General features: G+C 67.9%; 15 protein-coding genes. 12 read left to right on the plus strand and 3 right to left on the minus strand.

What is annotated here, in order from left to right:
• Window positions 1-48 precede the first annotated feature (48 nt).
• Genes pyrR through pyrF form a run of 7 tightly spaced genes read left to right on the plus strand, consistent with a single transcriptional unit; the run spans window position 49 to window position 8,657 of the window.
• On the plus strand, window positions 49-615 hold the full coding sequence (gene pyrR, locus SLQ31_RS22545; RefSeq protein WP_319436348.1) for a bifunctional pyr operon transcriptional regulator/uracil phosphoribosyltransferase PyrR: 567 nt from the start codon (window positions 49-51) through the stop codon (window positions 613-615).
• A complete protein-coding gene (locus tag SLQ31_RS22550; protein ID WP_319436349.1) occupies window positions 612-1,565 on the plus strand; it encodes an aspartate carbamoyltransferase catalytic subunit in 954 nt (317 codons plus the stop codon). Before pyrR ends, SLQ31_RS22550 begins: the two co-directional genes overlap by 4 nt.
• A complete protein-coding gene (locus tag SLQ31_RS22555) occupies window positions 1,562-2,866 on the plus strand; it encodes a dihydroorotase (RefSeq protein ID WP_319436350.1) in 1,305 nt (434 codons plus the stop codon). Before SLQ31_RS22550 ends, SLQ31_RS22555 begins: the two co-directional genes overlap by 4 nt.
• Window positions 2,863-3,360, plus strand: a complete 498-nt coding sequence (locus SLQ31_RS22560; protein ID WP_319436351.1) for a transporter — start codon at window positions 2,863-2,865, stop codon at window positions 3,358-3,360. The genes SLQ31_RS22555 and SLQ31_RS22560 overlap by 4 nt, the downstream gene beginning before the upstream one ends.
• A complete protein-coding gene (gene carA / locus SLQ31_RS22565; protein WP_319436352.1) occupies window positions 3,333-4,481 on the plus strand; it encodes a glutamine-hydrolyzing carbamoyl-phosphate synthase small subunit in 1,149 nt (382 codons plus the stop codon). The genes SLQ31_RS22560 and carA overlap by 28 nt, the downstream gene beginning before the upstream one ends.
• A complete protein-coding gene (gene carB, locus SLQ31_RS22570) occupies window positions 4,482-7,823 on the plus strand; it encodes a carbamoyl-phosphate synthase large subunit (RefSeq protein ID WP_319436353.1) in 3,342 nt (1,113 codons plus the stop codon). It abuts the gene before it with no gap.
• A 9-nt stretch (window positions 7,824-7,832) separates the two neighbouring features.
• Entirely contained in the window at window positions 7,833-8,657 is an 825-nt protein-coding gene (gene pyrF, locus SLQ31_RS22575; RefSeq protein WP_319436354.1) for an orotidine-5'-phosphate decarboxylase, read from the plus strand.
• Window positions 8,658-8,663: 6 nt separating this feature from the next.
• Here pyrF and SLQ31_RS22580 read toward each other — a convergent pair whose 3' ends face one another.
• Complete coding sequence (locus SLQ31_RS22580) at window positions 8,664-9,149, minus strand: hypothetical protein (RefSeq protein ID WP_319436355.1); 486 nt, start codon at window positions 9,147-9,149, stop codon at window positions 8,664-8,666.
• A 479-nt stretch (window positions 9,150-9,628) separates the two neighbouring features.
• Here SLQ31_RS22580 and mihF point away from each other — a divergent pair, with 479 nt between their 5' ends.
• The 5 genes from mihF (at window position 9,629) to metK (ending at window position 13,555) form a co-directional block, all read left to right on the plus strand.
• On the plus strand, window positions 9,629-9,952 hold the full coding sequence (mihF, locus tag SLQ31_RS22585; protein WP_057165041.1) for an integration host factor, actinobacterial type: 324 nt from the start codon (window positions 9,629-9,631) through the stop codon (window positions 9,950-9,952).
• Window positions 9,953-9,991: 39 nt separating this feature from the next.
• Entirely contained in the window at window positions 9,992-10,570 is a 579-nt protein-coding gene (gmk, locus tag SLQ31_RS22590; protein WP_319436356.1) for a guanylate kinase, read from the plus strand.
• A gap of 73 nt (window positions 10,571-10,643) precedes the next feature.
• Entirely contained in the window at window positions 10,644-10,946 is a 303-nt protein-coding gene (rpoZ, locus tag SLQ31_RS22595; protein ID WP_319436357.1) for a DNA-directed RNA polymerase subunit omega, read from the plus strand.
• Window positions 10,947-10,968: 22 nt separating this feature from the next.
• Window positions 10,969-12,213 (plus strand): bifunctional phosphopantothenoylcysteine decarboxylase/phosphopantothenate--cysteine ligase CoaBC, encoded by a 1,245-nt coding sequence (gene coaBC / locus SLQ31_RS22600; RefSeq protein ID WP_413642777.1) that lies wholly within the window; start codon window positions 10,969-10,971, stop codon window positions 12,211-12,213.
• A 133-nt stretch (window positions 12,214-12,346) separates the two neighbouring features.
• On the plus strand, window positions 12,347-13,555 hold the full coding sequence (gene metK, locus SLQ31_RS22605; RefSeq protein ID WP_319436359.1) for a methionine adenosyltransferase: 1,209 nt from the start codon (window positions 12,347-12,349) through the stop codon (window positions 13,553-13,555).
• 7 nt (window positions 13,556-13,562) lie between these two features.
• Here metK and SLQ31_RS22610 read toward each other — a convergent pair whose 3' ends face one another.
• Both SLQ31_RS22610 and SLQ31_RS22615 read right to left on the minus strand, forming a co-directional pair.
• Complete coding sequence (locus tag SLQ31_RS22610; protein ID WP_319436360.1) at window positions 13,563-15,041, minus strand: NAD(P)/FAD-dependent oxidoreductase; 1,479 nt, start codon at window positions 15,039-15,041, stop codon at window positions 13,563-13,565.
• A 41-nt stretch (window positions 15,042-15,082) separates the two neighbouring features.
• Window positions 15,083-15,826, minus strand: coding sequence for a 3-oxoacyl-ACP reductase family protein (locus SLQ31_RS22615; protein WP_319436361.1), 744 nt, complete (start codon window positions 15,824-15,826; stop codon window positions 15,083-15,085).
• Window positions 15,827-15,858: the final 32 nt, after the last annotated feature.

Here is a 15,858-nt window from a genome sequence, read left to right on the forward strand (position 1 = left end):
CCTTTAACGATCCGTCCAGAGAGGCGGAGAAGGAGGTCCGGTCAGCTCGTGGGCTCCACCGACCGTGAATTGATGTCCGGTGCGGACGTCGGTAGAACCGTTTCCCGCATCGCTCACCAGATCATCGAAAAGACCGCTCTCGACGCCCTCGACGCACCCCGCGTCGTCCTCCTCGGCATCCCGACGAGGGGCGTCACCCTGGCCAACCGGCTGGCCGAGAAAATCAACGAGTTCTCCGGCGTCTCCGTCGAGTGCGGCGGCCTCGACATCACGCTCTACCGCGACGACCTCGACTTCAAGCCGCCGCGCGCGCTGGAGAAGACGTCGATCCCCGCGGGCGGAATCGACGGCGCCCTGGTGATCCTGGTCGACGACGTCCTCTATACCGGGCGCTCGGTCCGCTCGGCCCTCGACGCCCTGCGTGACATCGGCCGGCCGACGGCGGTGCAGCTGGCGGTTCTCGTCGACCGCGGCCACCGCGAGCTACCCCTGCGGGCGGACTACGTCGGCAAGAACGTGCCCACGTCGCGCAGCGAGAACGTCAAGGTGCGGCTCGTGGAGGACGACGAGGTCGAAGGCATCTGGATCGCACCCCAGGGAGGTCCCGCCAGATGACGATCAGGCATCTGCTGTCGGCGAGCGATCTGACCCGCGACGAGGCCACCGCGATCCTCGACGACGCCGACCGGTTCCGGCAGGCGCTGTTGGGCCGCGAGGTCAAGAAGCTGCCGACCCTGCGCGGGCGCACCATCATCACGATGTTCTACGAGAACTCCACCCGCACCCGGGTGTCGTTCGAGGTGGCAGGCAAGTGGATGAGCGCCGACGTGATCAACGTCAGCGCTGCGGGGTCCTCGGCGGCCAAGGGCGAATCCTTGCGCGACACCGCGCTGACGCTGCGCGCGGCCGGCGCCGATGCGCTGATCATCCGGCACCCGGCCTCCGGTGCGGCCCAGCAGCTCGCGGAGTGGACGGCCGAAGACGACGGGGGAGGGCCGAGCGTCATCAACGCCGGTGACGGGACGCACGAGCACCCCACCCAGGCGCTGCTGGACGCGCTCACCCTGCGCCAGCGCCTCGGTGACATCGAGGGCCGTCGGGTGGTGATCGTCGGCGACATCCTGCACAGCCGGGTGGCCCGCTCGAACGTGAGCCTGCTGTCCACCCTGGGCGCCGAGGTGGTGCTGGTCGCGCCGCCCACTTTGCTGCCGGTGGGAGTGGAGGACTGGCCGGTCACGGTGTCGCACGACCTGGACGCCGAACTGCCCGCCGCCGACGCGGCGCTGATGCTGCGGGTGCAGGCCGAGCGGATGAACGGTGGGTTCTTTCCCTCGGAGCGGGAGTACTCGATTCGGTACGGGCTCTCCGATCGCCGCCAGGCGCTGCTGCCCGGGCACGCGGTGGTGCTGCACCCCGGCCCGATGCTGCGCGGTATGGAGATCTCCTTCGCTGCCGCCGACTCGTCGCAATCGGCTGTGCTGCAACAGGTTTCCAACGGTGTGCACGTGCGGATGGCGGTGCTGTTCCATCTGCTGGTCGGCACGGACGAGGCGGTTTCGGTATGAGCGTGTTAATTCGCGGTGTCCGCCTCTACGGTGAGGGCGATCAGGTCGACGTCCTGGTGGCCGATGGTCAGATCGCCGAGATCGGCCCGAAGCTGGCGGGGGCCCAAGGATTTGAAAAAGATCTCGACGTGATCGACGCCACTGGCCAGGTGCTGCTGCCCGGCTTCGTCGATCTGCACACCCATCTGCGTGAGCCCGGCCGGGAGTACGCCGAGGACATCGAAACCGGTTCGGCGGCAGCGGCATTGGGTGGCTACACCGCGGTGTTCGCGATGGCCAATACCGACCCGGTGGCCGACAGCCCGGTGGTCACCGATCACGTCTGGCGGCGCGGTCAGCAGGTCGGCCTGGTCGACGTGCACCCGGTCGGCGCCATCACGGTGGGTCTGAAAGGCAAGCAGCTCACCGAAATGGGCCTGATGGCAGCCGGTGTGGCGCAGGTCAAGATGTTCTCCGACGACGGCGTCTGTGTGGACGACCCGCTGGTGATGCGCCGGGCGCTCGAATATGCGACGGGCCTTGGCGTGCTGATCGCGCAGCACGCCGAGGAGCCGCGGCTGACCGTCGGCGCCATCGCGCACGAGGGCCCCAACGCCGCCCGGCTCGGGCTGGCCGGCTGGCCGCGGGCGGCCGAGGAATCCATCGTGGCCCGCGACGCGATCCTGGCCCGCGACGCCGGCGCCCGGGTGCACATCTGCCACGCCTCCACGGCGGGGACCGTCGAGCTCATCAAATGGGCTAAACAGCAGGGCATTTCGATCACCGCCGAGGTCACCCCGCACCACCTGTTGCTCGATGACAGCCGGCTGGCCAGCTACGACGGAGTGAACCGGGTCAACCCGCCGCTGCGGGAGGCCAGTGACGCGCAGGCCCTGCGCCAGGCGCTGGCCGACGGGGTGCTCGACTGTGTGGCCACCGACCACGCGCCGCACGCCGAGCACGAGAAGTGTTGCGAGTTCTCCCAGGCCCGGCCGGGCATGCTGGGCCTGCAGACGGCGCTGTCGGTCGTCGTCGAGACGATGGTGCAGACCGGCCTGCTGGACTGGCGCGGCGTGGCGCGGGTGATGAGCGAGAACCCGGCCCGCATCGTGGGACTGGACGACCAGGGTCGCCCGCTGGAGGTGGGGGAGCCCGCCAACCTCGTCGTCGTCGACCCCGACGCCAGCTGGATCGTCGATGGCGGCGACCTCGCCAGCCGCTCGGCCAACACCCCGTTCGCGGCGATGACGTTGCCCGCGACGGTGACCGCGACGCTGTTGCGGGGGACCGTGACAGCACGGGATGGGAAGAGCCCCGCATGAATACCGGCACGGCGATCGGGGCGTACATCTTCGCCTTTGTGGTCGTCGTCGTCATCGGCGTGCTGATCGGGCGGATGCTGCGCGGCTGGAAGCACCGCGCCACACGACAAATGGCACTGCTCGGTGAACTGCCGTCGATGCCCGACCTGCTGAGCTCGGCTGTCATCGCACCGACCAGGGGCCTCTACGTGGGCAGTACCCTCGCAGGCAAGTGGCTGGAACGTATTGCCGCGGGTGACTTGGGTTTCCGGTCCAAGGCGGTGTTGACCCGCTACCCCGAAGGGATCCTGCTCGAGCGCTCCGGTGCCACCCCGATCTGGATTCCGCAGGACGCGATCACCGCCGTCCGCACCGAGCGGGCCCTGGCGGGAAAAGTGGCAGGCATCCTGGCGATTCGGTGGCGGTTGCCGTCGGGCGCCGAGATCGACACAGGCTTTCGCGGCGACGACCGCCGCGACTATGCACGATGGACGACAACAGGAGAAGCAGCGTGACGGGTAAAGCCCATCTGGTATTGGAGGACGGGCGGGTCTACACCGGCACCGAATTCGGTGCCGTCGGAGAGACTCTCGGAGAGGCGGTGTTCTCCACCGGGATGTCCGGCTACCAGGAGACGCTGACCGACCCCAGCTATCACCGTCAGATCGTGGTGGCCACCGCCCCGCAGATCGGTAACACCGGCTGGAACCACGAGGACGCCGAAAGCCGCGGTGACAAGATCTGGGTGGCCGGCTACGTGGTGCGCGACCCCTCGCCACGGGCGTCGAACTGGCGGGCCACCGGCACGCTGGACGACGAGCTCAAGCGTCAGCACATCGTCGGCATCGCCGGGGTCGACACCCGCGCGGTGGTGCGCCATCTGCGCTCCGGCGGCTCGATGAAGGCCGGGGTGTTCTCCGGTCCGGCGCTGGCCGATACCGAGGAGCTGGTGCGCCGGGTGCGCAGCCAGCCCGCCATGCTGGGCGCTGACCTGGCCGGCGAGGTCAGCACACCCGAGAGCTACATCGTCGAACCCGAAGGGATGCAACGGTTCACCGTCGTCGCGCTCGACCTCGGCATCAAGACCAACACGCCGCGCAACTTCGCCAACCGCGGCATCCGGACTCACGTGCTCTCGTCGTCGGCCACCTTCGAGCAGATCGCGGAGCTGAAGCCGGACGGGGTGTTCCTGTCCAACGGCCCGGGCGACCCGGCCACCGCCGACCACGTCGTCGAAGTCACCAGGGCGGTTCTCGGGGCGGAAATCCCGCTGTTCGGAATCTGTTTCGGCAACCAGATCCTGGGCCGAGCATTGGGGCGGTCCACCTACAAGATGGTCTTCGGCCACCGCGGTATCAACGTGCCGGTGATCGACCATGCCAACGGCACTGTCGCGATCACCGCGCAGAACCACGGCTTCGCGCTGGAAGGTGAGGCCGGTGAGCACTTCGACACCGACTTCGGCCCGGCTCTGGTCAGCCACACCTGCGCCAACGACGGCGTCGTCGAAGGCATCAAACTCGCCAACGGAAAGGCCTTTTCGGTGCAGTACCACCCGGAGGCCGCGGCCGGACCACACGACGCGAACTACCTGTTCGACCAATTCGTGGACCTGATGGACGAGGGGAAGCGCTAAATGCCACGCCGGACCGACCTCAACCACATTCTCGTCATCGGCTCCGGGCCGATCGTCATCGGCCAGGCCTGTGAATTCGACTATTCGGGCACCCAGGCCTGCCGGGTGTTGCGCGCCGAAGGATTGACCGTCAGCCTGGTCAACTCCAACCCGGCCACGATCATGACCGACCCCGAGTACGCCGACTTCACCTACGTCGAGCCGATCACCTCGGCGTTCGTCGAGAAGGTGATCGCCCAGCAGGCCGCCCGCGGCAACAAGATCGACGCCGTGCTGGCCACCCTCGGTGGGCAGACCGCGCTGAACACCGCTGTCGCCCTGCACAATGACGGCGTCCTCGAGAAGTACAACGTCGAGATGATCGGTGCCGACTTCGACGCGATCCAGCGCGGCGAGGACCGGCAGAAGTTCAAGGACATCGTCGCCAAAGTCGGTGGCGAGTCGGCAAAATCGGCCGTCTGCTTCACCATGGCCGAGGTTCGCGAGACCGTCGCCGAGTTGGGCCTGCCCGTCGTGGTGCGCCCGTCGTTCACCATGGGCGGGCTGGGGTCCGGCATGGCGCATTCGCTCGCGGATGTGGAGCGGATGGCCGGCGACGGACTCGCGGCGTCCCCGTCTGCCAACGTGCTCATCGAGGAATCCATCTACGGCTGGAAGGAATTCGAGCTCGAACTGATGCGCGACCATCACGACAACGTGGTGGTGGTGTGCTCGATCGAGAACCTCGACCCGATGGGTGTGCACACCGGTGACTCGGTGACCGTGGCGCCGGCGATGACGCTCACCGACCGCGAGTACCAGACCATGCGCGACCTGGGCATCGCGATCCTGCGTGAGGTCGGCGTGGACACCGGCGGCTGCAATATCCAGTTCGCGGTGGACCCGAAAGATGGTCGGCTCATCGTGATCGAGATGAACCCGCGGGTGTCGCGGTCCAGTGCGCTGGCCTCCAAGGCCACCGGATTCCCGATCGCCAAGATCGCCGCCAAGCTCGCGATCGGCTACACCCTCGACGAGATCGTCAACGACATCACCAAGGAAACCCCGGCCTGTTTCGAGCCGACGCTGGACTACGTGGTGGTCAAGGCGCCGCGGTTCGCGTTCGAGAAGTTCCCGGGCGCCGACCCGACGCTGACCACCACGATGAAGTCCGTGGGTGAAGCGATGTCGTTGGGCCGCAACTTCATCGAGGCGCTCGGCAAGGTGATGCGCTCGCTGGAGACCACCCGGGCCGGGTTCTGGACCGGGCCCGACGAGGACGGTTCAGTTGCCGACATCCTGGAGCGGTTGCGTACCCCAACCGAGGGACGGCTCTACGACATCGAATTGGCGCTGCGGCTTGGCGCGGGCGTCGAAGAAGTAGCCGAGGCCTCCGGTGTCGACCCGTGGTTCGTCGAGCAGATCTTTTGCCTGGTGGGCCTGCGCCGGGAATTGATCGAGGCCCCGGTCCTCGACGAGGACCTGCTGCGCCGGTCCAAGCACAACGGGTTGTCCGATCGCCAGATCGCCGCGCTGCGTACCGAATTGGCCGGCGAGGACGGTGTGCGGACGCTGCGCCAGCGCCTCGGCATTCACCCGGTGTTCAAGACCGTCGACACCTGTGCGGCCGAGTTCGAGGCCAAGACGCCCTACCACTACTCCAGCTACGAGCTCGACCCCGCCGCCGAGACCGAGGTGGCGCCGCAGACCGAGCGGCCGAAGGTGCTGATCCTGGGATCGGGGCCCAACCGAATCGGGCAGGGCATCGAATTCGACTACAGCTGTGTGCATGCGGCGACGACGTTGAGCGAGGCCGGATTCGAGACCGTCATGGTCAACTGCAACCCCGAAACGGTGTCCACCGACTACGACACCGCCGACCGGCTGTACTTCGAGCCGCTGACGTTCGAGGACGTGCTGGAGGTCTTCCACGCCGAAACCGAGTCCGGGCAGGGCGGTCCGGGTGTGGCCGGGGTCATCGTGCAGCTCGGCGGGCAGACGCCGCTGGGGCTGGCTCAGCGGCTGGCCGATGCCGGGGTCCCGATCGTCGGCACCCGGCCCGAGGCCATCGACCTCGCCGAGGACCGCGGCCGGTTCGGGCAGGTGCTCAAGGACGCGGGGCTGCCTGCGCCGAAGTTCGGGCTGGCCACCAGCTTCGAGCAGGCACGCGAAATCGCCGCGCGCATCGGCTATCCGGTCTTGGTGCGGCCGTCCTATGTGCTCGGCGGACGCGGTATGGAGATCGTGTACGACGAGAAGACGCTGCACGGCTACATCACCCGGGCCACTCAGCTCTCACCTGCGCATCCGGTTCTGGTTGACCGGTTCCTCGAGGATGCCATCGAGATCGACGTCGACGCCCTCTGCGACGGCACCGAGGTGTACATCGGCGGTGTGATGGAGCACATCGAGGAAGCCGGCATCCACTCCGGCGACTCGGCGTGCGCGCTTCCGCCGGTGACGTTGGGCCGCAGCGATATCGAGGCGGTCCGGCGGGCCACCGAGGCCATCGCGCACGGCGTCGGGGTGGTCGGGCTGCTCAACGTGCAGTACGCGCTCAAGGACGACGTGCTCTACGTGCTCGAGGCCAACCCGCGGGCCAGCCGCACCGTGCCGTTCGTCTCGAAGGCCACCGCGATACCGCTGGCCAAGGCGTGTGCGCGAATCATGCTGGGCACCAGCATCTCCCAGCTGCGCGCCGAAGGTGTGCTGGCCCTGACCGGCGATGGAGCGACGCCGTCGCCCAACGCGCCGATCGCGGTGAAGGAGGCGGTGTTGCCGTTCCACCGGTTCCGCAAGGCCGACGGTTCGGCCATCGATTCGCTGCTCGGGCCGGAGATGAAGTCCACCGGCGAGGTGATGGGCATCGACCGCGATTTCGGCAGCGCGTTCGCCAAGAGCCAGACCGCCGCCTACGGCTCGCTGCCGAGCACCGGCACGATCTTCGTCTCGGTGGCCAATCGCGACAAACGGTCGCTGGTGTTCCCGGTCAAGCGGCTGGCCGATCTGGGCTTCCGGGTGCTGGCCACCGAGGGCACCGCGGAGATGCTGCGGCGCAACGGTATTCCCTGCGACGTGGTGCGCAAGCATTTCGAGGAGCCGGGTGACGGCAGGCCCGCGATGTCGGCGGTGGACGCCATCCTCGCCGGTGGCATCGACATGGTGATCAACACCCCGTACGGCAACTCGGGCCCGCGCATCGACGGCTACGAGATCCGGTCGGCCGCGGTGCAGATGAACGTCCCGTGCATCACCACCGTGCAGGGCGCCTCGGCGGCCGTGCAGGGCATCGAAGCCGGTATCCGCGGGGATATCGACGTGCGCTCCCTGCAGGAACTGCACGCCAGCCTGGGTCATGACTGAGATGGGCCAATGACTGAGCCGGGGTTCGGCGCCCGGCTGGCCGCCGCGATCGCCGACCGCGGGCCGCTGTGCCTGGGTATCGATCCGCACCCGGAGCTGTTGCGGTCCTGGGACCTGCCGGTCAGTGCCGACGGCCTGGCCCGGTTCAGCGAGATCTGCGTGCAGGCCTTCGCCGGATTCGCCATCGTCAAGCCGCAGGTGGCGTTCTTCGAGGCCTACGGCTCAGCGGGTTTCGCGGTGCTGGAGCACACCATCGCCGCACTGCGCGATGCCGGCGTGCTGGTGCTCGCCGACGCCAAGCGCGGCGACATCGGGTCGACGATGGCCGCCTACGCGCAGGCGTGGGCCGGTACCGGACCGCTGGCCGCTGACGCTGTCACCGCGTCGCCGTATCTCGGATTCGGTTCGCTGCAGCCACTTTTGGATGTCGCCGCCACCAACGGGCGTGGAGTGTTCGTGCTGGCCGCCACGTCCAATCCCGAAGGCGCATCGGTGCAGCGGGCGGTCGCCGGCGAACGCACGGTGGCGCAATCCATCGTCGACGACGCGGCCGCCGTCAACCGGTCCACGTTGCCGCACCCGGGCTCGGTCGGTGTGGTCGTCGGCGCCACGCTGGACGTCGTGCCCGATCTCAGTGAGCTGGGCGGGCCGGTACTCGTGCCCGGGGTAGGTGCCCAGGGCGGACGCCCCGCGGCGCTCGGCGGTCTCGGGGGCGCCCGGCCCGGCCAGCTGCTGCCCGCGGTATCGCGGGAAGTCCTGCGCGCCGGACCGGACGTCGCCGCGGTCCGGGCGGCAGGGGAGAAGCTGCGCGACGAGGTCGCCTACCTGGCCTAGCCGGGTCTACAGCGGGATCCACGTCCCGAACAGCCAGAAGCCCCAGGTCTGGTAGCCCGGGTCGAAGATCGGGTTGACCCAGTTGCCGCCGTAGTTGAACGGCTGGTGATCCCAGCGGCCCTGGTCGATGCCACGCCAGCCCAGCTCGGGTGGCGGAGGTCCGGGCCGCCAGCCGCGGTCGTCGCCGCCACCGCGCCATTGCGGCCCACCAGGCCCGCCACCAGGGCCGCCGCGCCAGTCGGCCGGACCGGGGCCGCGTCGATCCGGCCCTGGTCCGTCAGGGCCGCGCTGACCGGGTCCCTGGCAGCCCTGGAATCCGCATGGGCCGCCGGGACCGCCTGGTCCGCCGTGGCCGGGCTGGGCGAGGGCGGGAGCCGCGCCCACCGTCAGCCCCGCGATCGTGATCCCGATCGCCACGGTGGCGATCCGGCTGCCAATGCGGATGGATCGGGTGCGGGTGGATTGGGTGCGGGTGGTTTGGGTGATGGACATGGCACGCCCCTTCGAGGTTCGGATCGGCCGCTGAACTAGCACTGAACCCCCGACACCGCCCACGCTAGGTAGCCCGGCTATGCAAAATCTGTCGCGCAGCTGTGTGTGCGGTAAGTGACCGCCGAGTGCGGCGTCGACACGCCCGACACGCCGCGACCTGCCTGTGAGGTGAAATTTGACCTCAATTGGCTCCCGCTGCTCTGCCCGCAAGCCCTGGTCGCCCGGGGCGTCCCGGGAAAACCGCAGGTAGACCTACCTTTATCGGGCAGCGCTCGGGTTTCTGAATGGCCGCACACATGGCCCGGAATGTTGTCTCGACAGCTGTCCGGACAACGTGATCTTGGGCCATATCCTGCGGGTTTGCACCGCCAAACAGGGGGTGGGGTTAGATTTCGTCAGAGGCCGTGGGTACGGTCGGCGTCGCTGGCTGAAGTACCCGGCCCAGGCAAAACAATGATTGTGATGAGACGGAGGAACCCGTGGCCCTTCCCCAGTTGACCGACGAGCAGCGCGCAGCCGCGTTGGAGAAGGCTGCTGCCGCGCGTCGTGCACGAGCTGAGCTCAAGGATCGGCTCAAGCGTGGTGGCACCAACCTCAAGCAGGTGCTCAAGGACGCTGAGTCCGACGAGGTTCTCGGCAAGATGAAGGTTTCCGCACTGCTGGAAGCCCTGCCCAAGGTGGGCAAGGTCAAGGCGCAGGAAATCATGACGGAGTTGGAGATCGCCCCGACGCGCCGCCTGCGCGGCCTCGGCGATCGGCAGCGCAAGGCACTGCTGGAAAAGTTCGACTTCACTGCCGACTAAGTAGTGGATGCCGGCGGAGGGCCGGACAGCGCGGGCGTTATGCCCGACCACCGCGGCCGTGGCCGAGTGGTGGTGCTGTCCGGGCCATCCGGGGTAGGCAAGTCGACAGTCGTCCGTTGCCTGCGCGAGCAGGTGCCCGACCTGCATTTCAGCGTGTCGGCAACCACCAGGGACCGGCGCCCGGGTGAAGTGGACGGCGTCGACTACCACTTCGTCACCCCCGAGCAGTTCCAGCAGTTGATCGACGGTGGTGACTTGCTCGAATGGGCAGAGATCCACAACGGTTTGCAGCGCTCCGGCACCCTGGCCGCACCGGTGGCCGACGCGGTGGCGGCGGGACATCCCGTCCTCATCGAGGTCGATCTGGCCGGTGCCGAGGCCGTCAAACGGGCGATGCCCGAGGTCCTGACGGTGTTTCTGGCGCCGCCCAGCTGGGAGGCGCTCGAAGCGCGGTTGACCGGCCGGGGCACCGAGACCCCAGAGGTCAGGGCGCGCCGATTAGACACCGCGCGAGCTGAACTTGCCGCTCAGGGCGGCTTCGATGTCGTCGTCGTGAACAGCCAATTGGATTCGGCCTGCGCCGAATTGGTATCCTTGCTGGTGGGCGCGCAAGATTGACGCCCCGAAGCCGGCGTGAGACGTCGATAACTCCAATTTTTGCCCCACATAATCCGCCAGGAAGAAGTTCTACGTGACGCAAGCCACCTCGGATCACTACGATCCGGCCCCGGGTGCCGCAACCGCCTATGACACACCGCTGGGCATCACCAACCCGCCCATCGACGAGTTGCTGGACCGGGTGTCGAGCAAGTACGCCCTGGTCATCTATGCCGCCAAGCGCGCCCGCCAGATCAACGACTACTACAACCAGCTCGGCGACGGCATCCTCGAATACGTCGGACCGCTGGTCGAGCCTGGCCTGCAGGAGAAGCCGTTGTCGATCTCGCTGCGCGAAATCCACGGCGATCTGCTCGAACACACCGAAGGCGAGTAGCTCACCAAGCCCGGGCTAGTTGATGAACCGCAAGCGGATCATCGTCGGCGTCGCCGGAGGCATCGCCGCCTACAAAGCGTGCTCGGTGGTCCGCCAGCTCAGCGAGGCGGGGCACGACGTCCGCGTCGTCCCCACCGAATCGGCATTGCGGTTCGTCGGTGCCGCGACGTTCGAGGCGCTGTCCGGGCATCCGGTCCGTACCGGCGTCTTCGAGGACGTCGACGAAGTCCCGCACGTCCGGCTCGGGCAGGAAGCTGACCTCGTCGTCGTCGCACCGGCCACCGCGGACCTACTGGCCCGCGCCGTCGCCGGCCGCGCCGACGACCTGTTGACCGCGACCCTGCTGACGGCCCGCTGCCCGGTGCTGTTCGCGCCGGCCATGCACACCGAGATGTGGTTGCACCCGGCCACCGTTGAGAACGTGGCGACATTGCGTAGCCGCGGCGCGGTGGTGCTCGAACCCGCTTCCGGACGGCTCACCGGTGCCGACACCGGGCCAGGGCGGCTGCCCGAGCCCGAGGAGATCACCACCTTCGCCGAGCTGCTGCTGGCCCGCTCCGACGCAATGCCGTACGACCTGAGCGGCATCAAGCTGCTGGTGAGCGCTGGCGGCACGCGGGAGGCCATCGACCCGGTCCGCTTCATCGGCAACCGCAGCTCCGGCAAGCAGGGCTACGCAGTGGCCAGGGTCGCCGCCCAGCGCGGCGCCGACGTCACGCTGATCGCCGGCAACACCGCCGGACTGGCCGAGCCGGCCGGCGTGGATGTCCTGAACATCACCTCCGCGGCACAGTTGCACGAGGCGATCACCAAGCACGCGCCGGACGCCCACGTGCTCGTCATGGCCGCTGCCGTCGCCGATTTCCGGCCCGCCCAGGTGGCCACCAGCAAGATCAAGAAGCAGCCCGACGTGGTGGATGCGCCCGCCATTGACCTGCTGCGCACCGACGACGTGCTGGCCGACGCGGTGCGTCAGCGTGCCGACGGGCAGTTGCCGAACATGCGGGCCATCGTCGGCTTCGCCGCGGAAACCGGCGACGCCAACGGCGACGTGCTGTTCCACGCCCGCGCCAAGCTCGCCCGCAAGGGCTGTGATCTGCTCGTCGTCAACGCGGTCGGGGAGGGTCGCGCCTTCGAGGTCGACAGCAACGACGGTTGGTTGCTGGGCGCCGACGGCACCGAGGCGGCTCTGGAGCACGGGTCGAAGACATTGATGGCAAGTCGTATCGTTGACGCGATCGCCACGCTGCTGCGGCGCGAGGCCTAGCGGTCGGCAATCAGAACGGCGTCGATTAGAAGAAAGTTGCGCTTAACGGTTGCGCGGGACGTACCGTCCCGGTTTGGTCTGTCAGGGGCGAATATATGATTCGCAGAACTAAGTGCTTGGAAGGGATGACAACGTGAGCGCAGGTCGGCTGTTTACCAGTGAGTCGGTGACCGAGGGTCATCCCGACAAGATCTGCGACGCCATCAGCGATTCGATTCTTGATTCGCTGTTGGCTGCGGATCCGAAGTCGCGGGTTGCGGTCGAGACGGCGGTCACCACCGGCCAGGTCCATGTCATCGGCGAGGTGACGACATTGGCCAAGGAAGCGTTCGCCGATATCAACGACACCGTCCGCCATCGCATCCTGGAGATCGGCTACGACTCCTCGGAGAAGGGTTTCGACGGCGCGACCGCGGGCGTCAACATCGGCATCGGCCGCCAGTCACCCGATATCGCCCAGGGCGTGGACACCGCCCATGAGACCCGCGTCGAGGGTGGCGCCGATCCGCTGGACCTGCAGGGCGCGGGTGATCAGGGCCTGATGTTCGGCTACGCGATCACGGACACCCCGGAGCTCATGCCGCTGCCGATCGCGCTGGCGCACCGACTGGCCCGCCGCCTGACCGAGGTGCGCAAGAGCGGTGTGCTGGACTACCTGCGCCCGGACGGCAAGACCCAGGTCACCGTGCAGTACGACGGCACCACCCCGGTGCGGCTGGACACCGTCGTGCTCTCCACGCAGCACGCCGCCGGCATCGATCTGGAAGGCACCCTGACCCCGGACATCCGGGAGAAGGTCGTCAACACCGTGCTGGCCGACCTGAATCACGACTCGATGGACACCTCGGACTTCCGGCTGCTGGTGAACCCCACCGGCAAGTTCGTGCTGGGCGGCCCGATGGGTGACGCCGGCCTGACCGGCCGCAAGATCATCGTCGACACCTACGGCGGCTGGGCCCGCCATGGCGGCGGTGCGTTCTCCGGCAAGGACCCGTCAAAGGTGGACCGCTCGGCGGCCTACGCGATGCGCTGGGTGGCCAAGAACGTCGTCGCCGCCGGTCTGGCCGAGCGGGTCGAGGTGCAGGTCGCTTACGCCATCGGCAAGGCCGCCCCGGTCGGGCTGTTCGTGGAGACCTTTGGGTCGGAGACTGTTGACCCGGCCCGCATCGAGAAGGCCATCACCGCGGTGTTCGACCTGCGGCCCGGTGCGATCGTCCGCGACCTTGACCTGCTGCGTCCGATCTATGCGCCGACCGCCGCCTACGGCCACTTCGGCCGTACCGACATCGACCTGCCCTGGGAGCGCCTGGACAAGGTCGACGACCTCAAGAACTCGGTCTAACCGGCCGCTAGGCCGTGAAGCGGTAGTCGTCAAGCGGGAAGCGCCGGCTGTGCCAGTACGCCTCAACCGTGCTGGCCGGCCGTAGCGGCACGTCGCCGTTCTTGTCGAAGTAGTAGCTGTTGGCCTGCTTGCAGCTGTCCTGCCAGAAGATCTGACGGTGCCGCTTGGCCATCATCGACGCGAAGAACCGGTCGTTGGCCTCGCTGGTCACCTCGACCCGGGTGGCCCGCGCGCGGCGGGCCTGCGTCAGACAGCGGACGATGTGGTGACTCTGCGCCTCGATCAACGCGAAGTAGGACGACCCGACGTAGCCGTACGGCCCGAACACCGTGAACATGTTCGGAAAGCCCGGCACGCTGACACCCTCGTAGGCCTGCAGCCGGTTCTCGTCCCAGAATCCGGCCAGTGATTGGCCACCGACCCCGGTCACCGGGTAGGTCGGCACGCTGTCGGTGTCCATCACCTTGAACCCGGTGGCCAGGATCAGGACGTCGACGTCGTAGGACCCGCCGTCGACGGTGGTCACCCCCGAGCCGGTGATCGTGTCGATCGGGTCGGTGACCAGGTCGACGTCATCCCGGTTGAACGTGGACAGATAGGTGTTGTGGAACCCCGGTCGTTTGCAGCCGACGGCGTAGCGCGGGGTGAGCTTGTCCCGCACCTCCGGATCGTCAACTTGCTTGCGCAGGTAGGCCTTTCCGATTTCGGACATCTGCCGGGCCAGCGGGTTGATGGTGAAATAGTGGGCGGCCAGCGGGAAGGTCAGCTCGACGTAGGCCTGACTGACGAGTCGTTGCAGGGCCATGCCGCCGGGCACCCGCATCGCCAAGCGGGCGACCCGTGAGATCGGCAGATCCGCCTTCGGGAAACACCAGATCGGGGTGCGCTGAAAAACGGTGAGCCGCTGGGCAATCGGCGCGATCTCGGGGATCACCTGCACGGCAGACGCGCCGGTACCGACGACGGCGACCCGTTTGCCGGAGAGATCCTGGCCGTGGTCCCAGCGCGCGGTATGCATGGTCAGCCCGGCGAACGAGTCCACCCCGTCGATGTCGGGCGGCTTGGGGATGGTCAGCACACCGCTGGCGTTGATCAGGTACCGCGCGCTCAGCACGTCACCCGAGGCCAGCTCCACCTGCCAGACGTCGTGCTCCTCGTCGAACACCGCCCCAGTCACCTTGGTGTTGAACCGGATTCGGCTGCGCAGTCCGTACTTCTCGACGCAGTGTTCGGCGTAGGCGCGCAGCTCGCGGCCCGGTGCGTAGGTGCGCGACCAGTGCGGGCTCTGCTCGAAGGAGAACTGATAGGAGAACGACGGGATGTCGACGGCGATCCCGGGATAGGTGTTCCAGTACCAGGTTCCGCCTGGGCCCTCGCCGGCTTCGATGATCAGGTAGTCGCCGAGGCCGGCCTTGTCGAGCAGGATCGCCGCGCCGATGCCGGAGAACCCGGCGCCCACGATCAGCGTCTCGTAGTCGGGCGTCATTGCCCCAGCCTGGCCTCCGGCCGCACCGGATGGCAAGGGTTCTAGATGACGAAACCGCCGTCCACGTTCCACGTCACGCCGGTGACGTAACTGGCCTCCGGGGAGGCCAGGTAGGCCACCGCGCTGGCGATATCGCGTGGTTGCCCGTAGCGGCCCACGGCGATGAACGGCCGGACCTCATTGGAGAACCCGCCCACCTCGGGGTTCATATCGGTGGCCACCGGGCCGGGCTGAATGGTGTTGATCGTGATACCTCGGGGCCCGAGCTCGCGAACCAGGCCGCGGGTGAGGCCGGCGACAGCGGCCTTGGTGAGGGCGTACACCGCCAAGCCGTTCATCGGGACCCGGTCGGCGTTGACGCTGCCGATGGTGATGATCCGACCGCCCTCGCCCAGATGCGGAACCGCGCGTTGGATGGCGGCATAGACGCCCCGCACATTGACGGCGACCAGCCGGTCGAACTCCTCGAGCGGAAAGTCTTCGATCGTCCCCGCGGACGCGATACCGGCGTTGTTGACCAGGATGTCAAGGCCGCCGAGGGTTGAGACGGTCTCGTCGACCGCTGCGGAGACGGCGGCAGCATCCGCGCTGTCGGCCTTGATCGCCACCGCGGTGCCTCCGGCGGCCACCAGTTTGTCGGCCAGGGCTTGAGCCGTCTGCGCCGAGGACTGATACGTGAACGCCACCGCGGCGCCGTCGGCGACGAGGCGCCGCACGATCTCGGCGCCGATACCGCGCGAGCCGCCGGTGACCAGCGCGCGCCGGCCGGCCAGGGGAGTGGTCATCGGGTTCCTCCGTTGTTGATCAGTCGGACCAT

This window comes from Mycobacterium sp. RTGN5, assembly GCF_033804465.1.
Lineage (GTDB): Bacteria > Actinomycetota > Actinomycetes > Mycobacteriales > Mycobacteriaceae > Mycobacterium.